The sequence below is a fragment of the Anaeromassilibacillus sp. SJQ-5 genome (assembly GCF_054108045.1).
This window is the reverse complement of the sequence record NZ_JBPJWQ010000001.1, coordinates 1,672,635-1,694,045: the sequence shown is the minus strand read 5'-3', so window position 1 is coordinate 1,694,045 and position 21,411 is coordinate 1,672,635. Positions and strand designations below refer to the sequence as shown.

General features: G+C 62.8%; 21 protein-coding genes. 16 read left to right on the top strand and 5 right to left on the bottom strand.

Features of this window, described 5'->3' with window-relative positions; genetic code table 11:
• The first annotated feature begins 469 nt into the window (after window positions 1–469).
• The 4 genes from alaS to mscL all read left to right on the top strand — a co-directional run bounded on the left by alaS (window position 470) and on the right by mscL (window position 4,989).
• Window positions 470–3,106, top strand: coding sequence for an alanine--tRNA ligase (gene alaS / locus ACSAMM_RS07325; protein ID WP_457790765.1), 2,637 nt, complete (start codon window positions 470–472; stop codon window positions 3,104–3,106).
• A 63-nt stretch (window positions 3,107–3,169) separates the two neighbouring features.
• Window positions 3,170–3,502 carry an HIT domain-containing protein gene (locus ACSAMM_RS07320; RefSeq protein WP_178723652.1) on the top strand — a complete coding sequence of 111 codons (333 nt, stop codon included), beginning with the start codon at window positions 3,170–3,172 and terminating at the stop codon, window positions 3,500–3,502.
• 27 nt (window positions 3,503–3,529) lie between these two features.
• Complete coding sequence (locus ACSAMM_RS07315; protein ID WP_178723650.1) at window positions 3,530–4,438, top strand: exonuclease domain-containing protein; 909 nt, start codon at window positions 3,530–3,532, stop codon at window positions 4,436–4,438.
• Window positions 4,439–4,479: 41 nt separating this feature from the next.
• On the top strand, window positions 4,480–4,989 hold the full coding sequence (gene mscL / locus ACSAMM_RS07310) for a large conductance mechanosensitive channel protein MscL (RefSeq protein WP_457790762.1): 510 nt from the start codon (window positions 4,480–4,482) through the stop codon (window positions 4,987–4,989).
• 72 nt (window positions 4,990–5,061) lie between these two features.
• Here the strand turns inward: mscL and ACSAMM_RS07305 are convergent, their stop codons facing one another.
• Window positions 5,062–6,210 carry an FtsW/RodA/SpoVE family cell cycle protein gene (locus tag ACSAMM_RS07305; protein ID WP_178723646.1) on the bottom strand — a complete coding sequence of 383 codons (1,149 nt, stop codon included), beginning with the start codon at window positions 6,208–6,210 and terminating at the stop codon, window positions 5,062–5,064.
• 138 nt (window positions 6,211–6,348) lie between these two features.
• On the opposite strand from ACSAMM_RS07305, the gene tsaE reads away from it, so the two are divergent.
• The 7 genes from tsaE (at window position 6,349) to ymfI (ending at window position 11,089) form a co-directional block, all read left to right on the top strand.
• Entirely contained in the window at window positions 6,349–6,786 is a 438-nt protein-coding gene (gene tsaE, locus ACSAMM_RS07300; RefSeq protein WP_457790760.1) for a tRNA (adenosine(37)-N6)-threonylcarbamoyltransferase complex ATPase subunit type 1 TsaE, read from the top strand.
• Window positions 6,787–6,849: 63 nt separating this feature from the next.
• Window positions 6,850–7,566: a tRNA (adenosine(37)-N6)-threonylcarbamoyltransferase complex dimerization subunit type 1 TsaB gene (gene tsaB / locus ACSAMM_RS07295; protein WP_457790758.1), complete on the top strand. Its 717-nt coding sequence runs from the start codon at window positions 6,850–6,852 to the stop codon at window positions 7,564–7,566.
• Between the two features lie 25 nt (window positions 7,567–7,591).
• Window positions 7,592–8,224: a uracil phosphoribosyltransferase gene (gene upp, locus ACSAMM_RS07290; protein WP_178723640.1), complete on the top strand. Its 633-nt coding sequence runs from the start codon at window positions 7,592–7,594 to the stop codon at window positions 8,222–8,224.
• 108 nt (window positions 8,225–8,332) lie between these two features.
• Complete coding sequence (locus ACSAMM_RS07285) at window positions 8,333–8,737, top strand: hypothetical protein (protein ID WP_457790756.1); 405 nt, start codon at window positions 8,333–8,335, stop codon at window positions 8,735–8,737.
• Window positions 8,734–9,861 (top strand): A/G-specific adenine glycosylase, encoded by a 1,128-nt coding sequence (gene mutY, locus ACSAMM_RS07280; protein ID WP_457790754.1) that lies wholly within the window; start codon window positions 8,734–8,736, stop codon window positions 9,859–9,861. The genes ACSAMM_RS07285 and mutY overlap by 4 nt, the downstream gene beginning before the upstream one ends.
• 4 nt (window positions 9,862–9,865) lie before the next feature.
• Window positions 9,866–10,345 carry a deaminase gene (locus tag ACSAMM_RS07275; protein WP_178723636.1) on the top strand — a complete coding sequence of 160 codons (480 nt, stop codon included), beginning with the start codon at window positions 9,866–9,868 and terminating at the stop codon, window positions 10,343–10,345.
• 9 nt (window positions 10,346–10,354) lie between these two features.
• Window positions 10,355–11,089 (top strand): elongation factor P 5-aminopentanone reductase, encoded by a 735-nt coding sequence (gene ymfI / locus ACSAMM_RS07270; RefSeq protein WP_178723635.1) that lies wholly within the window; start codon window positions 10,355–10,357, stop codon window positions 11,087–11,089.
• 41 nt (window positions 11,090–11,130) lie between these two features.
• Here ymfI and ACSAMM_RS07265 read toward each other — a convergent pair whose 3' ends face one another.
• Window positions 11,131–11,607, bottom strand: coding sequence for an amidase domain-containing protein (locus ACSAMM_RS07265; protein WP_178723634.1), 477 nt, complete (start codon window positions 11,605–11,607; stop codon window positions 11,131–11,133).
• A 451-nt stretch (window positions 11,608–12,058) separates the two neighbouring features.
• Between ACSAMM_RS07265 and pepF the strand changes: the two genes are divergently transcribed.
• The 5 genes from pepF (at window position 12,059) to ACSAMM_RS07240 (ending at window position 17,351) form a co-directional block, all read left to right on the top strand.
• Window positions 12,059–13,852 carry an oligoendopeptidase F gene (pepF, locus tag ACSAMM_RS07260; protein ID WP_457790751.1) on the top strand — a complete coding sequence of 598 codons (1,794 nt, stop codon included), beginning with the start codon at window positions 12,059–12,061 and terminating at the stop codon, window positions 13,850–13,852.
• Window positions 13,853–13,979: 127 nt separating this feature from the next.
• Window positions 13,980–14,849: a dipicolinate synthase subunit DpsA gene (gene dpsA / locus ACSAMM_RS07255; RefSeq protein ID WP_457790749.1), complete on the top strand. Its 870-nt coding sequence runs from the start codon at window positions 13,980–13,982 to the stop codon at window positions 14,847–14,849.
• Window positions 14,849–15,418: a dipicolinate synthase subunit B gene (locus ACSAMM_RS07250; RefSeq protein ID WP_178723631.1), complete on the top strand. Its 570-nt coding sequence runs from the start codon at window positions 14,849–14,851 to the stop codon at window positions 15,416–15,418. The genes dpsA and ACSAMM_RS07250 overlap by 1 nt, the downstream gene beginning before the upstream one ends.
• Before the next feature lie 379 nt (window positions 15,419–15,797).
• A complete protein-coding gene (rpiB, locus tag ACSAMM_RS07245; RefSeq protein WP_178721636.1) occupies window positions 15,798–16,253 on the top strand; it encodes a ribose 5-phosphate isomerase B in 456 nt (151 codons plus the stop codon).
• Window positions 16,254–16,502: 249 nt separating this feature from the next.
• Window positions 16,503–17,351 carry a hypothetical protein gene (locus ACSAMM_RS07240; protein ID WP_457790746.1) on the top strand — a complete coding sequence of 283 codons (849 nt, stop codon included), beginning with the start codon at window positions 16,503–16,505 and terminating at the stop codon, window positions 17,349–17,351.
• A 46-nt stretch (window positions 17,352–17,397) separates the two neighbouring features.
• On the opposite strand, the gene ACSAMM_RS07235 is transcribed toward ACSAMM_RS07240, so the two are convergent.
• The 3 genes from ACSAMM_RS07235 to ACSAMM_RS07225 all read right to left on the bottom strand — a co-directional run bounded on the left by ACSAMM_RS07235 (window position 17,398) and on the right by ACSAMM_RS07225 (window position 21,338).
• Window positions 17,398–17,895, bottom strand: coding sequence for a tryptophan-rich sensory protein (locus tag ACSAMM_RS07235; RefSeq protein ID WP_178721640.1), 498 nt, complete (start codon window positions 17,893–17,895; stop codon window positions 17,398–17,400).
• A gap of 93 nt (window positions 17,896–17,988) precedes the next feature.
• On the bottom strand, window positions 17,989–20,658 hold the full coding sequence (locus tag ACSAMM_RS07230; RefSeq protein ID WP_178721642.1) for an FtsX-like permease family protein: 2,670 nt from the start codon (window positions 20,656–20,658) through the stop codon (window positions 17,989–17,991).
• Window positions 20,655–21,338, bottom strand: coding sequence for an ATP-binding cassette domain-containing protein (locus tag ACSAMM_RS07225; protein ID WP_178721645.1), 684 nt, complete (start codon window positions 21,336–21,338; stop codon window positions 20,655–20,657). The genes ACSAMM_RS07230 and ACSAMM_RS07225 overlap by 4 nt, the downstream gene beginning before the upstream one ends.
• Window positions 21,339–21,411 lie beyond the last annotated feature (73 nt).

The following is a 21,411-nucleotide window of genomic DNA, read 5'->3' as shown; positions in this document are numbered from 1 at the left end:
TGGCACACCGTTTGAACAGTCCTGGCGGGGCCCGTCCCGCCGCTCACCTTGTATTATACCGGATGGTAACGCAAATAGCAAGGACAACAGCCGCCCGCGCCGCGTTAAAAAGCGCGAACTTGAACGGCGGTGTACAGACCGAAAAAAGCGCGTGTTTGCGCCGCTTGACAAAACGCGGATTTCGGCCTATACTGTTGAATATAAGCGATCGGCTGTGAAGGGAAGAACCCGGCTGTTCCGGCACCGCAGAGAGGGGGGCCGCACGATAGCGTGCGCTGCAAGGCCGCCTGTGCCCATGGAATGGTCGGGAGGCCGCCCCGGAGCCCCGCCGCGACGAGCGGCGGCGTTTCCCGCGTTAAGGGATGAGAGCGGCGCGGGGATTTCCCGCGCAATTTGGGTGGTACCACGGAACCTCCGTCCCAGGATTGGACGGGGGTATTTTTTATGTTGGAAAGGAATTGACATCACCATGGAATGGACAGGCCTCAACGAACTGCGCGAAAAATTCTTATCCTTTTATGAAAGCAAGGGGCATCTGCGGCTGCCCAGCTTCCCGCTGGTACCGCAGGAGGACAAATCCCTGCTGCTCATCAACTCGGGCATGGCGCCCATGAAGAAGTTCTTCACCGGCGAGGTGACGCCCCCCCGCAAGCGGGTGACCACCTGCCAGAAGTGCATCCGCACCCCCGACATCGAGCGGGTGGGCAAGACCGCCCGCCACGGCACCTATTTTGAGATGCTGGGCAATTTCAGCTTCGGCGACTATTTCAAGCACGAGGCCACGGCCTGGGCCTGGGAGTTCGTCACCAAGGTGCTGGAGCTGCCGGAGGATCGGGTCTGGGTGAGCATCTACGAGGACGACGATCAGGCCTTCGATATCTGGACGAAGGAAGTGGGAGTGCCGGCGGATCGCATCGTCCGCCTGGGCAAGGAGGATAACTTCTGGGAGCACGGCTCCGGCCCCTGCGGCCCCTGCTCCGAGCTGTATTTTGACCGGGGAGAGGCGTACGGCTGCGGCTCCCCGACCTGCGGCGTGGGCTGCGACTGCGACCGGTACGTGGAGTTCTGGAACCTGGTGTTCACCCAGTTCGACAGTGACGGGGCTGGCCATTACGAGCCGCTGGAGCATCCCAACATCGACACCGGCATGGGCCTGGAGCGGCTGGCCTGCATCATGCAGGGGGTGGGCAACCTCTTTGAGGTGGACACCGTCCAGAACATCATGAAGCACGTCAGCAAAATCGCGGGGGTGACCTACGGAGAGGACGAGAAGCAGGACGTGTCCCTGCGGGTGATCACCGATCACATCCGTTCCACCACCTTCATGATAAGCGACGGCGTCATGCCCTCCAACGAGGGGCGGGGCTACGTGCTGCGGCGGCTGCTGCGCCGGGCGGCGCGGCACGGGCGGCTGCTGGGGATCCACAAGCCCTTCCTGTTCGAGGTGTGCGACACGGTGATCCAGGAAAACCTGGGCGCCTATCCCCAGCTGGCGGAGAAAAAGGCGTTTATCAAAAAGCTGATTTTCATCGAGGAGCAGTCCTTTGAAAAAACCATCGACAGCGGCCTGGCCCTGCTGGACGACATGCTGGCGAATCTGACGGGCACGGTGCTGCCCGGGGCGGACGCGTTCCGTCTGTACGACACGTACGGGTTCCCGGTGGATCTGACCAAGGACATCCTTTCGGAAAAAGGGCTGACGGTGGATGAGGAGGAATTCGACCGCCTGATGAAGGAGCAGCGCGAGCGAGCCCGCGCCGCCCGCAAGGACGCGGGGGCGGACGCCTGGAAGGCCGAGGCCGGCGCGGCCGAGCAGCTGCCCGCCACCCGGTTCACGGGCTACGAGAGCCTGGAGGGGGCCGCGAAGGTGCTGGCCATCCTCAAGGCAGGCGCGCCGGCCGACAGCCTCGCCGAGGGCGAGGAAGGGGTCCTGGTGCTGGACGAAACCCCCTTCTACGCCGAAAGCGGCGGCCAGGCGGGGGACGCGGGCGCGGTGGAAAACGGCGACGGGCTGTTCCTTGTGGGCCAGACCAGCAAGACGGCCGGGGGCGTGTTCCTGCACAGCGGCGTGATGCAGAAGGGGTTGCTGTGCGCGGGGGACACGGTGACGGCCAAGGTGGACCGGATCGGCCGCGCGGCCACCATGCGCAACCACACGGCGGCCCATCTGCTGCAGGCGGCGCTGCGCCGGGTGCTGGGCGATCATGTGGAGCAGGCGGGCCAGCTGGTCACCAGCAGCCGGATGCGGTTCGACTTCACCCATTTCTCCGCCCTGACGGGCGACGAGCTCCGGAAGGTGGAGGGACTGGTCAACCTGTGGATCATGGAGGGGCTGCAGACGGTGGTGCGGGAAATGCCCATCGAGGAGGCCCGCAAGCTGGGCGCCATGGCCCTGTTCGGCGAGAAGTACGGGGACATTGTGCGGGTGGTCAGCGTCGGGAACGTGTCGATGGAATTCTGCGGCGGCACCCATGTGGACAACACGTCTAAGCTGGGGCTGTTCCGCATCGTGTCCGAAAGCTCGGTGGCGGCGGGAGTGCGCCGGATCGAAGCGGTGACGGGCGGCGGGGTGCTGCAGCTGCTGAATGACTATCACAGCATCATGGCACAGGCGGCCGACGCCATGAAAATCGGCAACGTGGAGGATATCGGCCGGCGGGCCGCTCAGCTGACGGCCGAGCTGAAGGCCGTGCAGAAGGAGCTGGAGGCGGCCAAGGCCAAGCTGGCCTCCCAGAAGATCGAGGGCTTGTTCTCCGACGCCAAGGTGGTGGCGGGGATCAAGGTGATCGCCGCGGCCTTCACGGGCACCGGCGGCGACGCGGTGCGGGCCATGTGCGACCGGTGCCGGGACTTCCCCGGGGACATCGTGGTGGTGCTGGCCGGGATTCAGGAGGACGCGGGCAGCGTATCCTTCGCCTGCTACTGCGCGCCGGGGGCGGTGAAGATGGGGGCCCACGCGGGCAACATCGTGCGCCAGGTGGCCCAAATCTGCGGCGGCAAGGGCGGCGGACGGCCCGACATGGCTATGGCGGGCGGCAAGGATCTGACCAAGGTGGACGACGCCATCAACAGCGTGGACGAGATCTTGGCGGCCATGATCGCCTGAGAGAAGATAGCGCCTCCCGCCTGCGCCGCAGGCGGGAGACCGAAAGACGGGAGGAAAAACGGCATGGACTGTATTTTCTGCAAAATCCTGCGGGGGGAAATTCCCTCCAAAAAGGTGTACGAGGACGACGAGATCTACGCGTTCTATGACATCGAGCCCAAGGCACCGGTGCATATCCTGGTCATCCCCAAGGTGCATCTGTCCGGGGCTTCGGCGGTATCGGACGAAAACAGCGGCGTGGTGGCCCGCATCTTCGAGGCCATCCCCAAAATCGCCGCCGGGCTGGGCCTGAGCGACTACCGGATCGTGACCAACAACGGGCCGGACGCGGGACAGACGGTGTCCCACCTGCATTTCCATGTGCTGGCGGGCGGCAAACTGGGAGAGATGGCGTAAGCCAGACGGAAAGGCGGGTCTTACCCCATGCAGTTCATAGTGGCGGATCTGGAATGGAACGGGGCCTATTCCCGCAAGGCCCACGGCTACTTCAACGAAATCATCGAAATCGGCGCGGTAAAGCTGAACGAGGCCATGGAGCTGACCTCAAGGTTCCACGCGCTGATTAAGCCGGTGGTCAGCCGCAAGCTGTCCGAGGTGGTCACCGGGCTGACCAGCATCACAGCGGAGGAGCTGGACGAAGGCGGCACCTTCCAGACGGCGGTGTCCCGGCTGCGCAAATGGATCGGCGGGGAGGACGCGGTGTTCCTGACCTGGAGCACCACGGATCTGCTGGTGCTGATGGAAAACTGCCGGTACTTTTTCGGCAGCGACCGGATTCCCTTCCTCGACCGGTATGCGGATTTGCAGAAATACTGCCAGCTGCGCATCGAGGCGGACACCTCCCAGCAGATGGGGCTGAGCAAGGCCTGCGAGAGGCTCGGCATCAGCGAGGAGGACATGGCGCTGCACCGGGCGCTCGACGACAGCGTGCTGACGGGGCAGGTGCTCCAGAAGGTGTACGATCCGGTGTCCTTCGCCGAGCAGATGGCGGTGGTGGACGACGCGTTCTACGACCGCATCACCTTCAAAAACGTCATCCTCAGCGACATCGACTCCCCCCTCATCAAGCGCAGCGAGCTGCAGTTCCACTGCGAGGACTGCGGACGAAATCTCAAGCGGGTGGGTGACTGGAAGTTCCGCAACCGGGCGTTCCACGCCGACTTCGTCTGCCGCAGCTGCGGGCGGGAATATACCGGACGGGCGCAGTTCAAGCTGCGCTACGAGGGCGTGGAGGTCAAGCGGCGGCTGAGCGAACGGGTGAAGCCCAAGGAGGCGGCCGGGGAAGCCGCGCCGGCGGCGGACAGCGGCGTTCCGGCGGTGCCTGCCGAGTAATAAAGAGCGTGGTTCATAAAGGAAAGAAAGGGGTCGTTCGTATGGCGAAGGAAAAGAAAGGCAGCAAGCTGCTGGGGGAATTTAAAAAGTTCGCCCTGCGCGGTAATGTGATCGATTTGGCCGTCGGCGTGATCATCGGCGGCGCATTCCAGAAAATCGTCACCTCAGTGGTGAACGACTTGATCATGCCGCTGGTGGGCCTGGTGACCGGCGGGGTGAACTTCAACGATCAGTTTGTGGTGCTCAAGCTGCCTGAGGGGGTCACGGCGACGCAGGTGACCTCCCTGCAGGTGGCGAAGGATTTGGGCGTGACCACCTTCAATTATGGGGCGTTCGTTACGGCGGTCATCGATTTTTTGATCATGGCCTTTGTGATTTTCCTGCTGGTCAAGGGGATCAACAAGCTCTCGGACATCCGCAAGAAGCCGGAGGAGCCTGTCACGCCTACCACCAAGCGCTGCCCCTACTGCCTGAGCGATATCCCGCTGGAGGCCACCCGCTGCCCCCACTGCACGTCCCAGCTGGACGATATAGCCGAGGAAGCCGATTAACACGGGAGTTCAGCGGAGAATATGTGTACATAAACAAGGGCGCTGCCAAAACAGGCAGCGCCCTTGTTTGCTCTATAACGGTTTGGTAAAAATGTTGTTGCGCACCCGGGCACGGCTGGAGTAGTAGACGCTCAGGGCCAGGCCGACGCCGAGGTACAGGGTGGCCACCGAACTGCCGCCCGAGCTGAAGAAGGGGAGGGTGATGCCGATGACCGGCAGAAGCCGCAGGGTCATGCCGATGTTAATCAGGGACTGAAACCCGATCATGGACATCAGGCCGATGCACATGAACATCCCCAGGCGATCCCGGGCGGTGATGGCGCAGCGCCAGAGCTCCCACACGATGAGGGCAATGAGGACGAGGACGGCCATGGCGCCGATGAAGCCGAATTCCTCTCCGGCCACGGTGAAGATGAAGTCGTTGTTCCGGGCGTACAGGCCCGTGCCGCCGCCCTCCATGAAGCCGCGGCCCCACAGCTGGCCGGATCCCAGGGCGCGCAGGCCGAGGTATTGCTGCCAGCCGGTTTCCATAATATAGTCGTCCACGTAAATCAGGCACAGGAAGCGATCCAGCTTATCCGCGATCAGGCGATCCCAGAGAAAGGGAATAACCGCGCCCACCAGGGTGGCGCCGCCCAGAAAGTACACAGGCTTAACCCCGGCGGCGAACATCATGCTGACCACCATGAACACGAAAACCAGCATGGTGCCGTCGTCCCCCTGCTTGAAGATCAGGCCGATGGGAACCAAGCCGTGCAGAGCCACCAGCAGGAAGGTTTTGAACTCGTTAATATGTTCCCGGACCATGGACAAATGCTTGGAGAAGGTGATGATAAAGACGATTTTCAGCAGCTCCGACGGCTGAAAGGTCAGCTGGAGGCTGCCGACGGTGATGCCCAGCCACGCGGTATCGTCCGTACCGCCCACGTTGAGCCCCAGGCCGGTATAGGTCAGAGCAACCAGCACCAGGGCGATGACGCCCCAGACAGGCCAGAGGGCGGCGATGAACTCATAGTCGATTTGAGAGATGATGATGGCGACGACCAGGCCCGCGCAAATGCTCGCCAGCTGCACGATGTAGCCGCCCGTCGCGCCTTTGGCGGCGGAATAGACCAGGGCGAGCCCATACAGGGAGGCGGCCGCACACAGGGCGATCAGCACCAAATCGGTGTTTTTCAGGTAGAACCGGATAGATTTTCCGGCCTTGGCAAACAGATTCAACGCGCACCTCCTTTCCAGGGAGTATACTTATAATCTAGTATTATACCGTTTTTTTCGCCTCTAATCAAGATTTCCCTTTTAAGATATGAAAATTTATGATATACTTAAGAAATTGACGACGAAACGGGAGACTGGAGTATGGACAGGGAAGCAGAGGCCCTGCGGGGCCGGACGTGGGTGACCCGCAGCGCGGCGGAGACCGAGGCGCTGGGCGCGGCCGTCGGCCGGGCGCTGACCGGCGGCGCGGTGCTGGCGCTGTTCGGCGGGTTGGGCATGGGCAAGACTGCCTTTGTGCGGGGGCTGGCGGCCGGACGGGGACTGGAGGCCGAGGTATCCAGCCCGACGTTCGCGCTGGTGCATGAATACGGCGGGCAGCCGCCGCTGGTGCATTTCGACATGTACCGGGTGACGGGCTGGGACGACCTGTATTCCACGGGTTTCTTCGATTATATCGACGCCGGGTGCATCCTAGCGGTGGAATGGAGCGAAAACGTGGAGGGGGCGCTGCCCGAGGAAGCGCTGCGTTTTCGGTTGGCCCGCCGGGAGGACGGCGCACGGGAAATCGCGTGCGAATAGGGGCACCGGCGTTCCGCTTAAGCGTGGACGTGCTTCTTTCCAGTCTAAGAAATGAGTGATGACATGAAAATATTAGCGATTGAGAGCTCGGCGGGGCCTGCGTCCTGCGCTATCACACGGGACGGGGACATCCTGGCCGAGGCGGGGGTGAACACCCGGCTGACCCACAGCCAGACCTTGATGCCCATGGTGCAGGACATGCTGCGCAACAGCCAGACGGCCCTCACGGATATCGACGTGCTGGCGGTGGCGGCCGGGCCGGGCTCCTTCACGGGGGTGCGCATCGGGGTGGCGGCGGTCAAGGGGCTGGCGTTCGCTCGCGGCATCCCCTGCGCGGCGGTGTCCACCCTGGCGGCGATGGCGGAAAACCTGCGGGGCGTCCCCTTTGATGGGGTGATCTGTTCCGTCATGGACGCCCGTTGCCGGCAGGTGTACACCGCCTGCTTCGACGGGGCGTCTCTGGATCGGTTAACGCCGGACGAGGCCATTTCCCTGGAGGATCTGAAAATTCGGCTGCTTTCGTACAAAAAACCGATTTTTCTGGTTGGAGACGGGGCGGCGATGTGCTATACTAATCTGGAAGGACAGGTGCCGGAATTGTTGCTGGCGCCTGTGCCGCTTCGGTTCCAGCGGGCAGCCGGGGTGGCGGCCTGCGCGGCCGGACAAGCCCTGCGGGGGGAGCTGTGCGCCGCCGAGGCGCTGCAGCCCGCTTATCTGCGGCTGCCCCAGGCGCAGCGGGAACTGCGTCAGCGGCAGGCGGCGGAATCGCAGCCTACATGAACTTGCGAAAGGAATGGAAATCGCCATGTCAAACACGCCTTTTATCGCCAACCATCCTCTGATTCAGCACAAGGTCACCCTGCTCAGGAACAAAACCACCGGCTCCAAGCAGTTCCGTGAGTTGATTTCGGAGATCACCGAGCTGATGGTCTATGAGGCCACGCGGGATTTGCCCTTGTGCGAGGTGGAGGTGGAAACGCCCATCACCGTGACCAAATCCAGCGTTCTGGCCGGGCGGAAGCTGGCCTTTGTGCCCATTCTGCGGGCCGGGCTGGGCATGGTGGACGGGGCACTGGCCCTGGTGCCCGCGGCGCGGGTGGGGCATATCGGCCTGTACCGGGATCCCGAGACCCTGCACCCGGTGGAATACTACTGCAAGCTGCCGGGGGATATCGACGACCGGGAGGTCATCGTGCTGGATCCGATGCTGGCCACCGGCGGCTCTGCCGTGGACGCGATCTCCCAAATCAAGCAGCGGCACCCCAAGAGCGTCAAATTCATGTGCATCATCGCCGCGCCGGAGGGGCTGAAAGCGCTGACCGAGGCGCATCCGGACGTGCAGGTTTACTGCGCCTCCCTGGACGAGCAGCTCAACGACCACGGTTACATCGTGCCGGGGCTGGGAGACGCGGGCGATCGGATTTTCGGCACCAAATAAGATTCACCGCCCCCGGAAAACGGACAAGCCGCCTTTCCGGGGGATTGTGTTCGTTAGATATTTTTGGCGGGGAATTCCCCGTTGGTTGGACAAGATAAAGGAGACGGCATGGACAAGGAGATGAAAGCGCTGCTTCAGGCGGCGGCTGTGACGGGGCGGCTGCCCATCGTGCGGTTCGAGCTGAGAAGTTCGAAGGACAGGGAGCTGATTTCCACCGCCCTGCGGGACGTGTGGATGACCGGCCCGGACGATGGCATGGCCCTCGTCAAGGCGCGGGCGGCGTGGATCGCCGAGGCGGCGCAGGCGGGATTGGTGCAGGTGACCTATCATCTGCCGGTGACGCTGCGGCGGGACTACGCGTTGTATGAGGAGAGCGGGCTGTTCGCGCAGCTGCGGCAGATGACGGAGGAGGGCGCGAAGCGGCCGGATTTCCTCTTTGACATCCCGCACATCAAGCGGGGCGCTGTCGTACTCACGGACGCGGGGCGCCAGGCCCTGGCGCAGGCGGAATGAGGCGGGGAAGCGCGCCCGCCGGCGCGGCGGAGGAAGGGCAGCGGCTGGCCCCCTACGGGCGGGCGCTGCTGAACTGGTACGACGCGCACAGGCGGCTGCTGCCCTGGCGGCTGGACGCCGCGCCCTACCGGGTATGGGTATCGGAAATCATGCTGCAGCAGACCCGCATCGAGGCGGTGCTGCCCTATTTCGACAGATTTATGCGTCAGCTTCCCACCATTCGGGATCTGGCCGCCTGCGGGGAGGATCGGCTCCTCAAGCTGTGGGAGGGCCTCGGGTATTACAGCCGGGCGCGCAACCTGCAGAAGGCGGCGCGGGTCATTCTGGAGCAATACGGCGGCGAGATGCCCGGGGATTACGAGGCGCTGCTCGGCCTGCCGGGGATCGGGGAATACACGGCGGGGGCGGTGGCGTCCATCTCCTTCGGGATCCCGGTGCCGGCGGTGGACGGGAATGTCATGCGGGTGCTGGCCCGGCTGACGGCCAACGGGGAGGATATCCTTCGTCCCGCGGCCAAGCGGTGGTTTACAGCCGCCGCGGCGGCCATGCTGCCGCCCGAGGCGCCGGGTGCGTTCAACCAGGCCCTGATGGAGCTGGGGGAGACGGTCTGCCTGCCCAATGCGGAGCCGCGCTGCGGGGACTGCCCGCTGGCCGGCGCCTGCCTTGCCCGGGAGCGGGGGATCGCCCGGCAGCTGCCGGTGCGCGCACCGAAAAAGGCGCGGCGAGTCGAGCAGCGGACGATACTGGTCTGCATCGACGAGGGGACGGAGCCTGCGGTGCTGCTTCATCGACGGGAGCCGGCAGGGCTGCTCGGCGGGCTGTGGGAGCTGCCGGGGACGGAGGGCTGGCTGACCGCTGAGGAGGCGGAAGCGCAGGCGCGGGCGTTCGGCCTGAGGACGGCGGCTATCGAGCCTCTGGGCGAGGGCAAACACATTTTCAGCCATATCGAGTGGCGGATGCAGGGCTACCGGCTGACGGTGGAGCGCGGGACGGCGGCCGGAGACGGCTGGGTTTGGGCCACCGGGGCGCAGGTGCTGGGGGTATACGCGCTGCCCAGCGCGTTCCGGGCTTATGCGGCCCGGCTGCCGGAGTGGCTGCGTCCGAAAACGGAGAAAAAGAGGTAGACCGATGAAACGGAAAGATTATCTGTCCTGGGACGCGTATTTTATGGGCATCGCCCTGCTGTCCGCCCAGCGGAGCAAGGATCCGGGCACCCAGGTGGGGGCCTGCATCGTGGGGGCGGACAAGAAAATTCTGTCGGTGGGCTATAACGGGATGCCCATCGGCTGCAGCGACGACGTGATGCCCTGGGAGCGGGAGGGCGCGCCCCGGGACACAAAATATTTATACGTCTGTCACGCGGAACTCAACGCCATTCTCAACTATTCGGGCGGCAGGCTCCAGGGGGCGAGACTGTACACCACCCTGTTCCCCTGCAACGAGTGCGCCAAGGCTATCATCCAGGCGGGGATCCGGGAGGTGGTCTATCTGTCCGACAAGTACGCGGACAGCGACTCGGTGCTGGCCTCCAAGCGGATGATGGAGCTGACTGGCGTGACCTACCGGGCCTATGAGCCGATGGGACAGCATGTCGGCCTGGATTTGTAGGTGACGGCCATGGGAAAAACGGCGCTGATAACCGGGGCGTCCCGGGGAATAGGGCGGGCCACGGCGGAGCTGCTGGCCCGTCAGGGCTTTGCGGTTGCGGTCAACTATGTCCGCTCGCAGCGGGCGGCGGAGGAACTGGCCGCCGCGCTGCGCGCGCAGGGGGCCGACGCGGCGGCCTTTCAGGCGGATGTGGCCGATCTCGGGCAGGTAGAGGCCATGATTTCAGCGGTGGAGAAACGGCTGGGGCCGGTGCGGGTGCTGGTGAACAACGCGGGCGTCGCGGCCCAGCGGCTGTTCACCGACATCACCCCGGCGGAGTGGAACGCCATGCTGGGGGTGCATGTGAACGGGGCCTATCACTGCTGCCGCTGCGTGCTCCCCTCCATGATCCGGGAAAAGCGGGGGAAAATCGTCAACGTGTCTTCCATCTGGGGAATCACCGGCGCTTCCTGCGAGGTGCATTATTCCACCGCCAAGGCGGCGATCATCGGGCTGACCAAAGCGCTGGCCAAAGAGGTGGGGCCGTCGGGCATCCAGGTCAACTGCGTCGCGCCGGGGGTGGTGGACACCGACATGCTCGCCGGCTTCGACGAAACAGCCCGACGGGCGCTGATGGAGGAAACGCCTCTGGGCCGCCTGGGCACCCCGGAGGAGACGGCGGCGGCCATCGCTTTCCTGGCCTCCGACGCGGCGGATTTCATCACCGGCCAGGTGCTGGGGGTCAATGGCGGCTTCCTGATATAAACGCAAACGGGCGGCTGCCATATGTGCAGCCGCCTTTGGTGTTATTCCAGAATGTGCAGGCAGCGGTAGACCGCGCCCTGCCAGTGGCTCAGGGGGCGGTAGTCGCTGCTCTCGGTGTGGGTGGCGCCCAGCACCGTGGCCTCCGAACGGGGGGAGCCCACCTCCACCACGAAGAAGCCGTGCGAAAACCGTACGCCGCCGTCAAAGGAGATTTGCAGCACGTCCCCTGGCTCGATCTCTTCCAGGGAGACGACCGCCGCATAGGGCCGTCCGCCTTGGAGGCCGGTCATGAAATTGAAGAAGGGCTGCACCCCTGTCCAGGCCGGCGCGCGGGATGACAGGCTGTTGTAAAACCAGCCGGTGACCGGCCGGTAGTTCATGGGCAGGCCGCCGGCGTGCAGGCACTGGGACAAAAAGTTGGTGCAGTCGCCGCCCATATCGGTGAAATTTCCGTATGCCGGATTGAAGCCGTAAGCCCAGCGATGGGCGTAGGCCACCGCTTTTTCGCGATTGTACATGATGACGCATCCCCCTTTGCTAGCATCGATTGACAAGGGCGAACACGCCTGCCGTCGGCCAAAAAGGCGGCCTGCGGCGTTTTCGGCTTTGGCGGGCGTCAGCCCGCCCGCAGCCTGCAGCCTTGCTGGCCGCCTTTTTGCTCCGACGGCAGGTCCTTCGGAGCTTTTCGGCAGTGAAAAAGAGGAGATGGCAAGGCGGACGAGACCGCCGGGCTGGCGCCCGGCAACGAGGACAACGCCGCCAGCACCCCTTTTCACGCCGAAAAAACGCGTTTCCCCTTGTCAATCGATGCTATCCCAGTATATGCGGGGGGACGGGCCGTGGTTTCCGGGATGAAAATTTCCCGGGCGGGGACTGGTATCCGGGCAGGGAGGGTGGTATACTAATAAGAAACGGCGCGTACAGATGGGCGGTGAACGTTCCCTGTATGCATGGAAAGGTTGGGACGGTATGGAAACCAAAACACGGGAAGCTATCGCGCCCGCATACAAATGGCGGCTGACCGATATATACGAAACCGACGCGGCTTGGGAAGCCGAGCTGGACAGCCTCGGCGGGCTGACCGATCAGGTGGCGGGCTTTTCCGGCCGGCTGGCGGAGGCCAGGGCCTTCAAGGACTGCCTGGCGGCCTATGTGGCGCTGTCCATGCGGCTGGAGCGGGTGTATATGTACGCCAAGATGGGACAGGACCTGGACAACGCCTCCCCCAAGGCCCAGTCCATGGTGGATCGGGCGACGGCGGCGCTGTTCCGGGTGCAGGAGGCGACAGCCTTCCTGACGCCGGAACTGACGGCCATGGACCCCGCGGCGCTGCGGGCTATGGTGGAGCAGGACGAGGAGCTGGCCGACTACCGCCATATGGTGGACGATATTATCCGCGGGCGGGCCCACGTGCTGTCCACCCGGGAGGAGCAGCTGATGGCCATGGCGGCCCCGGCGATGGAGGCCATGGACAACGCCTTTTCCATGCTGGAGAGCGTGGACCTGCCCCGGGGCGACGTGACCGACGAAAACGGGGCGACGGTGCACTTGACCGACGGCGCGTTCGCCAAATTCCGGGAGAGCCGCGACCGGCGGGTGCGGGCCGAGGCTTTCGAGGTGATGCACACGGCGTTCCAGAAGATGGGCAACACCATCGCGGCTTTATACGCCGGGCAGGTGCGCGCCGACGTGTTCGCGGCCCGGGCCCGGGGCTATGCCGACAGCCTGGAGGCCGCGCTGTTCTCCGACGCGCTGCCCCGGTCGATTTACACCGGCCTCATCGAGGCGGTGCGGGGGGCTTTGCCCGCTTATTACGAGTACCTGGAGCTGCGCCGCCGGATGCTGGGCGTGGAGGAGCTGCACATCTACGACTGCTATGTGCCGGTGATGGAGCTGCCGGAGGAGAGCTATACCTACGAGCAGGCGAGGGATCTGGTTGTCGAGCAGCTGGCCCCTCTGGGGGAAACCTACCGCCGGGATCTCGAGACGCTGCTGGCGGGCGGCTGGGTGGACGTGTACGAGACGGCGGGGAAGACCACCGGCGCATACGCCACCGGGGTTTACGGGGTGCATCCCTACATGCTGCTCAATTTCGTCGGGCAGCTGGGGGACGTGTTCACCCTGGCCCATGAGGCGGGCCACTGCCTGCACACCTATTATTCGGACACCCAGCCCTATATCAACAAGGACTATCCCATTTTCCTGGCGGAAATCGCCTCCACGGTCAATGAAAACCTGCTCATGCGGGGGATGATCGCCGCGTGCGACGCCGGAAGCGAGCAGGGGCGCCAACGCAAAGCGTTCCTCATCAACCGGTATTTGGAGGAATTCCGGGGCACGGTGTTCCGCCAAACCATGTTCGCGGAATTCGAGTTGAAGGCCCACGCCATGGCGGAGGCCGGGGAGCCGCTGACCGCCGAGGCGCTGTGCGGGGTATATCACGGTCTTTTGCGGGAGTATTTCGGCCCGAAGGTGGTCATCGACCCGTATATGGACTGGGAATGGGCGCGGATTCCCCATTTTTACAACGCGTTCTACGTCTTCAAATACGCCACTGGGTTTTCGGCGGCGGCGGCCATCAGCCGAGGGATCCTGAACGGCGGCGGGGTGGAGAGATATCTGCGGTTCCTCCATGCGGGGGGAAGCGACTACCCGGCCGATACCCTGCGGAAGGCGGGTGTGGACATGTCCACCACCGCGCCGGTCCAGGCCGCCCTGGACGAGTTCGCCGATATGGCTGGAGAGCTGGCGGCGCTGGTATAACAAAATCCGATGCGGGCCGCAAACGCGGCCCGCATTTTTCTGCGCCGCCGTCGTCTTCCTGGCCGGAACCTATTTCTACTGGCTCTCATAGAATGGAACGAAGATTGTATCCTATGGGGGTTATTTAATGCGGAACATAGAAACCTTTGCCGTGATTGGCGGCGATCTCCGCTCGGCATATCTGGCGGGGCTGCTGGCGGCGGATGGGTATAAGGTCATCACTTCCGGGTTTGACAGCACCGACCTGCCGCCCTGCGTCACAGGCTGCACCAACCCGGCCCAAGCCACCACCCTGGCGGACTGTGTCATTCTTCCTCTGCCGGTCACGACCGACGGCTCCAACATCAACGCGCCCTTCTCCCGTATGCGCATCACGCTGGATCAGGTACTTAACGCGCTGGCGCCCCATCAGAGCCTGGTGGGTGGGGCGGTCTCGGACATTGTCCGGCGGGAGGTGGAGAGCCGGGGCATGGCGATCCACGATTACTTACAGCGGGAGGAGCTGGCCATCGCGAATTCCGTGCCCACGGCCGAGGGGGCCATCCAGCTGGCCATGGAGGAGCTGCCCATCACCATCAGCGGCGCCCGCTGCCTCATCACCGGCTACGGCCGGGTGGGGCAGGCGCTGGCCCGGCTGCTGGTAGCGCTGGGGGCGAACGTGACGGTGGCGGCCCGCAAATTCTCCGATTTGGCCCGCGCCCAGACTTTGGGCTGCGAGACGCTGGAGATTCAGCATCTGGAAAACGCCGGGGATTTCGACGTGATTTTCAACACCGTGCCGGTGCTGCTGTTTTCCCGGGACATCCTGCAGAGAATGGACAGAAGCACCCTGCTCATCGATCTGGCCTCCAAACCCGGCGGGGTGGACTTCACGGCGGCGGCCGAGCTGCAGCTCAAAACCATCTGGGCCCTGTCCCTGCCGGGGCGGGTAGCGCCCAAAAGCGCTGGATTCATCATCAAAAACGCCATCCTCAATATGCTTAAGGAGGGGATCTGATGGACAGCAAGCTGGGCTTTGCCATTTCCGGATCCTTTTGCACCTTTCAACGGGTGCTCAAGGAAATTCGCGGATTGGTGGAGGCGGGTGCGGACATCGTGCCCATCCTTTCCTTCAACGCCGCCGCGCTGGACACCCGGTTCCAGACGGCGGAGGATTTCCGCCGGGAGCTGACGGCCATCACCGGCCATGAGCCGCTGACCACCCTGGCCGAGGTGGAACCCATCGGGCCCAAAGGGCTGTTCGACGCGCTGGTGGTGGCGCCCTGCACCGGCACGACGCTGGGACGCCTGGCCAACGGGCTGAGCGACAACCCGGTGTCTCTGGCGGTCAAATCTCATCTGCGGCGCAGCCGGCCTGTGATCCTGGCGGTGTCTACCAACGACGCGCTGGGCGCGTCCATGCGGAACATTGCCCTGCTTAAAAATGCCAAAAACATCTATTTCGTGCCCATGCGGCAGGACGACGCGGTCAACAAACCCAATTCCCTGGTGGCGGATTTCGCCCGCCTCGAGGACACGATACAGGCGGCGCTCAAGGGGATGCAGCTCCAGCCGCTGTTCGTTTAACAGCAGCATAGGCTGTCAAAAAAGGGAATCCGCCATTTGGAAAACAAAAAAGCGGAGGCGGGTTACCGATCCGTGTTTGCGAGGACATGTGCCTCGCAAACACACCTTATAGGCGAAAACCGGCGGAAACACACGTGTTTCCGCCGGTTTTCAAGAGCAGGGGTGGCACTGGCGGGGACAGATGGAACAAGGCGAACGTCAGTGAGCCGCCGTGATCAGGCGTCCCCGTCCAGCAGCTTGTCGACTTTATCGACAAGCTGAGCACACCTGGGCTCCGGATTGCATCCGGTGTCCGGGTGTGCTATACTGGAGAAGAGCGAAAGCCTCGCGGCCCATCGGGCGTTTATGGCGAAGGAAAAGCGAAAGGACTGGTAAATGCATGATAGCGCTGGCGTGCGATCACGCGGCTCTGGAAATGAAGCGGGAAATCATCGGCCTGTTGGATGACATGGGTCTGGCCTATAAGGATTTCGGCACCTATGAGGCGGTCAGCTGCCACTATCCCTTGTACGGCGAGCGGGCCGCCCGGGCGGTGGCCTCCGGCGAATGCGACCGGGGCATCCTGATTTGCGGCACCGGCATCGGCATGTCCCTGGTGGCCAACAAGGTCGCTGGGATCCGCTGCGTGGTGTGCAGCGAGCCGTATTCGGCGCAGCTGTCCCGGATGCACAACGACACCAACATGCTGGCGCTGGGCGCCCGTGTGGTGGGGGCCGAATTGGCCAAGATGATCGCCCGGATATGGCTGGAAACCGCCTTCGAGGGCGGACGGCATCAGAACCGGGTGGACATGATTACCGCCATTGAACAGGGCGGAACGGCACAGGACGCCTGAGAGGGAAAGCCGCCAATCGCGAACCCCGCCCCGGACCTTGCATAAAGGTCCGGGGCGTTTTCATGCGGCCGGTTGCTTCCGGCGCATCCCCTCCCGTCCCGAGTGAAAATTTACAGTCCATTCATACCTGCGGCGGGGAAACGGGCTTGTCCTTTGCGCGGCGGCGTGGTATACTAACAGAAAATGTGGAAATCCACCGGAATGAAAAGAGGGCCGGACGCGGCCTGGAAAACGGAGAGGTAGAGACCGATGCCCAACAACAATCTGACCAAGGCGGACATACAAAAAGAAAATTTTAAAATGGCGCTGGGGGTGTTCCTGCGGACCATCTTGTCCGCGGTGCTCTGCTTTTTCGTATACATGTCCCTGTCGGTGCTGTTCAACGGCTTTTTCACCCACGACATAGGGTATCAGATTTATGAAACCACCTCCGACGGCAGCGTGGCGCTGATCGAGGAGCATTACTACGCGGACGATTCCTCCGCCCCGTCCTCCACGCCGCAGGCGGCGGGGCCGGGTACGCCGGCCAATCCCGGCCAGGAGGAAAAAAACGAATCCACCACCGAGACCACGCTGGGCCCGGGGCAGCGCAAGCAGACCATCCGTTCCACCATGCCCGTGGGCGCGGAAATCGCGCTGAACGTCCTGTCCTCCATCCTGATGCTGCTGCTGTTGGCGGCTTTCCCGTATTCCATCGTCTGGTCTAAGGGCGATCGGGACAAGAACAGCGTCAACTTCGGCCATATGCAGGAGGATAAGCTGCGGGGCCTGAAGGTGGGGCTGATGGCGGCGATTCCTTCGGCCATCGGGTATATCGTGCTGGTGCTCAGCAAACTAGGCGTGTGCTTCCCGAAATATATTTTCCTGTACCGGTTCGCCAACGTGCCGTTTATGCCGATTATCAATTCCATGGTCTCCACTGAGATCCAAAACACCGCACAGGTGCCCTGGCCGGCGATTTTGGCTATGCTGATGGTGGTGGCATTCGTCCCACTTGTCTGCCATTTCGCCTATTTCCTCGGCTACAAGCAGATTTCCCTGTCGGAAAAGTTCATCTATATCAACCCCAACAAAAAGAAAAAGCGCCGCCGCTGGTAAGGCCCGGACGCAAAACCGCCCCGCATTCAAAGATGCGGGGCGGTTTTTACATGTTCAGCAGATAAATTCCCAAATTCAGATACCCGGCAAACAGCACCCACAGAAAATACGGCACCAGCAGCCAGTAGGAGGATTTGCGGATATAGCGGAAGCCCGCCATAGTCAGGGACAGCAGCGCCAGCAGGAGCAGCAGCCAGAAGAAGGCGAACAGCCGCCACTGAAGCCGGAAGAAGAACAGCGGCCACAGGATGTTGACCAGCAGCTGGAGAAAATACATCCGCAGGCTGGCCCCCCGATCCAGGTCTCCGCTGCTCCATACCAGATAGGCGGCGATTCCCATGAGCAGGTACAGCGCCGACCACACGATGGGGAACACCGCCGCCGGCGGCGTCAAAGGCGGCTTTTGCAGTGCCTCGAAGCTTTTGAAGCCGCTGGCGCCCCCCAGCAGCCCGCCGAGGGCCCCAAGCAGCAGGGTGAAGCCGATAAAAAACAGCGCCGCTTTCCAATCGAATCTTTGTCTGCGCGAGATAACCACCGTGGACATGCCGTATCCCAGCCTTTCACCGCCGGTTTCCTCCGGCGGACGCATACTCTACCCTAAGAGTATGCGCCCCAATGACCGGATATAATACGGAATCTACAAGTTTTCGTTTTTCAGCGCGTCGATGATGTTTTCCTTGCGGACCTTGGACATGGCATACAGCATGGTGACGAACACCACCAGGAACACCGACAGCACCGCGATGCCCACGCTTAGCCATGGCAGCTCATACGCCGCGACTATCCCCTGATTCAAGGATTGGCGGATGAGCAGGGAGATGAGCAGGGAGATCGGCAGGCCGAAGAGCAGAGCCTTCAGACCGTAGAAGACGCACTCGAAATTCATCATTTTGTTGAAGCCCCGGGTCGTCATACCCACGGATTTGAGCATGGCAAACTCCCGCCGGCGCAAATTGACGTTGGTGGAGATGGTGTTGAACACATTGGCCACCGTAATGAGGGAAATCAACACGATGAAGCCATAGGATAAGACGTTGGCCACCAGCAGGGTGTTGCGGCTTTCCTGGGCGTTGGCGGCGTAGTTGTGATACGAATACCCGGAGCCGTTTTGCTTAATCAGCGTGCGGATGTCGCTGTCTGCTTTGTCGAGATCCGCGGCTTTGACCGCAAAGGCGCCGGTGGGATGCCGGGAGTGAGCGCTGCTGCCGAAGCATTGATCCAGCACGGCGTTGGACACGATGAGCTTGGCGGCCCCGTACAGAGAGTTTTCCTGGGGGAACAAGCCCAGGGGCGCTTTGTCAGTGAAGGTCCCCAGCGTAATGGAAGCGGTCTGGTTTTCCGCCCGGTTGCCGTCGTAAACCGAGTGGGTGTTCAGCTTCAGGGTCAAGGGCGCACCGCGGCGGAAATACTGGCCGCTGATGTATTTGTTCTTCTGATTCTGCTCGACAAAGCTGTCGATGACAATGGCGCGGGGATGGCTGGGATCGGTGTAGTCGGACAGGGACAAACCGAGATCTGCCGCGTAGCGGGCGAAAGTGGCGTCGTCGAGAGCGATGAGCCGCAGGGAGGTTTCCATGTTTTTCTGCCCCTCCTTCCAGCCCATGGCGCGGATCTGAGCCTGGGCCTCCGGCTCGTCGGCGGGCATATCCTCGATCCCCTGACCCGCTTCCTCCATGAGCTGATAGGCTTCGCTTCCGAGGATGGACGCGTCGGCAAAGAAAAAGCCGGTTTGGCTGCGCTGGTACGCGGCCTGCTCCACGCTGCCCAGCTCCCGGAGAGATTTGAGGAACGCGGCGCTCTTCGCCGCGTCAGGCTCGGCGCGGGAATCGCTGACGGCTATGTCATAGTTGGCCATGGCATAGAAGGAACCCACGCTTTCCTTGAGCATATCGGTGTAGGTGGACACCGATATGAACAGCACCACGCTGATGATCAGGGAGAAGACGGTGGCGCGGTACCGGCGGCGGTTGCGTTTGAAATTTTTCAGAGCGAGATCGCCCTCCATGCCGAAGAGCCTGCGGGTCAGCCGGGAGGTTTTTACCTGCCGGGCATTCAGCTTGATATCCGCGGTCTGCCGGATGGCGTCCATGGCCGAGAGCCGGGCCGCCCGACGGGCGGGGATGTAGGCGGAAATGAGCACGGTGGCGAGCCCCACCGCCGCGGCTATCACCATGGCGGGGACGGACACGGACAGCTGGAACTCCACAACCCCTCCCATAATTCCCGAATCCGCGATGAGCCCCCCGATGAGCTTCAGGGTCACGCCGATGCCGCCCACGCCGGACAGCAGCCCGAGCGGGATGCCGACGCCGCTGATGGCCAGAGCCTCGAAAAACACAGAGTTGCGGATTTGCCGGGAGGTGGCCCCGGCGGAGGACAGCATGCCGAACTGTTTGCTCCGCTCGCTGACCGAGATGGCGAAGGCGTTGTAAATCAGGGAGATGGACCCTACCATGATCAGCGCGATAAGGATGCTCGCCATGCTGTAGAGCACGGCGTTAAAATTGTCGTTGCCGCTGATACCCATATACCGCAGCAGGGAGGCATGGTACCGGACGGCGTACTCCTTTTCAAACCCGCTCATGAAATCGAACACGTTTTTCGGGCGGTTCAGCGTCAAGCTGATGGTCACCAGGGCGTCCGCGTCCAGAGAGGCGGGAGTCAGCCGGGTGAACACGCTGTATCCCCCGGCGCTGTATTCCTCTGTGGACGGGCGGGCGCAGATGCCAACGACGGTGTAGGTCTTGGTCTGCCGGACGCGGAAATCCTCGGGCTCCTCAGTGTCGTAGGAGAGATTGCCAACCAGAACCTCCCCGTCCTGCGCCACCCGGTCGCCGATTTCCAGCGTGAGCTGCTGCCCGATGGCGTACTTGACGCCGCCATTTTCGGCGATGTGCGCGCTTATCATCAGCTCCCCGTCATTTTCAGGCAACCGCCCCTCGGTGGGCTGGATCCCCCGCAGGGCGGCGACGTTTGCGTCTATGGCCTGCACGTAAAGGTATGGCTTGGAGGGGTTGACGCTCTCCGGCAGCCGGACGGAGCCGATGTCCCGCAGCAGGCCGGACTCCTTCACCGCGTCGTCCCCGGCGACGGCCTGGGCCTTGGCATACGGGATATTCAGGACGCTTGCCTGCCAGTCGCCCTCGGAGGCCGCGGTGGAGCGCAGCATGAAATCCTGCATGCTGGAAATGAAGGCGGTGATGGCCGTGACCATGGCCACCGAGAGAATAACGCCGATGATGGTCACAATGGTGCGGGATTTGTTTTTGCGCAGAGTCTTGAGGGTCACCCGGTTGAGGACATTCATACGTTCGTCACCTCGTCCCGGGAAATGCGTCCGTCCTCGATGCCGATGATCCGGTCGGCCTGGAGGGCGATTTTTTCATCGTGGGTGATGACGATGAGGGTTTGGTTGTATTTCTTATTGTACAGTCGCAGCAGGTTGATGATATCGGCGCTGTTCTTGCTGTCCAGATTGCCCGTGGGCTCGTCGGCCAGCACCAGGGCCGGGCTGTTGGCCAGGGCGCGGCCGATGGAGACCCGTTGCTGCTGTCCGCCGGACAGCTGGTTGGGCAGATGGCCCAGACGCTTTTCCAGCCCCAAGGTGGCGATGAGGTTCTGCAGGTGCTTGGGATCCACCTTGCGGCCGTCCAGCAGCAGGGGCAGGGTGATGTTCTCCTCCACGTTCAGCACGGGGATGAGATTGAAAAACTGGTAAATCAAACCGATCTGCCGCCGGCGGAAAATGGCCAGGTTGGTCTGGTTCAGCTTGTAGACGTCGGTGCCGTCGATATACACCTTACCGGCGGTGGGGATATCCACGCCGCCCAGAATGTGCAGCAGCGTGGATTTGCCGGAACCGGAGGGCCCGATGATGGCCACAAACTCCCCCTTCTGTACCGAGAACGATACATTGTCCAGTGCTTTGACCGCTGTGTCGCCCTTGCCGTATACCTTGGACAAATGCTCCACACGAAGAATTTCCATGATTGCCTCCCACTGGGATATCCGGCGCCGCCGGACGCTCCCGGATTATTGCGGGGCTGACCCCGTCATGCTT

Coding starts and splice junctions, on each gene's coding strand:
- ACSAMM_RS07275 (WP_178723636.1), top strand. CDS start 9,866: ATGAAACGGAAAGATTATCTGTCCTGGGACGCGTATTTTATGGGCATC.
- ACSAMM_RS07235 (WP_178721640.1), bottom strand. CDS start 17,895: ATGTCCACGGTGGTTATCTCGCGCAGACAAAGATTCGATTGGAAAGCG.
- ACSAMM_RS07250 (WP_178723631.1), top strand. CDS start 14,849: ATGGACAGCAAGCTGGGCTTTGCCATTTCCGGATCCTTTTGCACCTTT.
- ymfI (WP_178723635.1), top strand. CDS start 10,355: ATGGGAAAAACGGCGCTGATAACCGGGGCGTCCCGGGGAATAGGGCGG.
- tsaE (WP_457790760.1), top strand. CDS start 6,349: ATGGACAGGGAAGCAGAGGCCCTGCGGGGCCGGACGTGGGTGACCCGC.
- tsaB (WP_457790758.1), top strand. CDS start 6,850: ATGAAAATATTAGCGATTGAGAGCTCGGCGGGGCCTGCGTCCTGCGCT.
- alaS (WP_457790765.1), top strand. CDS start 470: ATGGAATGGACAGGCCTCAACGAACTGCGCGAAAAATTCTTATCCTTT.
- dpsA (WP_457790749.1), top strand. CDS start 13,980: ATGCGGAACATAGAAACCTTTGCCGTGATTGGCGGCGATCTCCGCTCG.
- mutY (WP_457790754.1), top strand. CDS start 8,734: ATGAGGCGGGGAAGCGCGCCCGCCGGCGCGGCGGAGGAAGGGCAGCGG.
- mscL (WP_457790762.1), top strand. CDS start 4,480: ATGGCGAAGGAAAAGAAAGGCAGCAAGCTGCTGGGGGAATTTAAAAAG.
- ACSAMM_RS07315 (WP_178723650.1), top strand. CDS start 3,530: ATGCAGTTCATAGTGGCGGATCTGGAATGGAACGGGGCCTATTCCCGC.
- rpiB (WP_178721636.1), top strand. CDS start 15,798: ATGATAGCGCTGGCGTGCGATCACGCGGCTCTGGAAATGAAGCGGGAA.
- ACSAMM_RS07230 (WP_178721642.1), bottom strand. CDS start 20,658: ATGAATGTCCTCAACCGGGTGACCCTCAAGACTCTGCGCAAAAACAAA.
- upp (WP_178723640.1), top strand. CDS start 7,592: ATGTCAAACACGCCTTTTATCGCCAACCATCCTCTGATTCAGCACAAG.
- ACSAMM_RS07320 (WP_178723652.1), top strand. CDS start 3,170: ATGGACTGTATTTTCTGCAAAATCCTGCGGGGGGAAATTCCCTCCAAA.
- pepF (WP_457790751.1), top strand. CDS start 12,059: ATGGAAACCAAAACACGGGAAGCTATCGCGCCCGCATACAAATGGCGG.
- ACSAMM_RS07240 (WP_457790746.1), top strand. CDS start 16,503: ATGCCCAACAACAATCTGACCAAGGCGGACATACAAAAAGAAAATTTT.
- ACSAMM_RS07265 (WP_178723634.1), bottom strand. CDS start 11,607: ATGTACAATCGCGAAAAAGCGGTGGCCTACGCCCATCGCTGGGCTTAC.
- ACSAMM_RS07225 (WP_178721645.1), bottom strand. CDS start 21,338: ATGGAAATTCTTCGTGTGGAGCATTTGTCCAAGGTATACGGCAAGGGC.
- ACSAMM_RS07285 (WP_457790756.1), top strand. CDS start 8,333: ATGGACAAGGAGATGAAAGCGCTGCTTCAGGCGGCGGCTGTGACGGGG.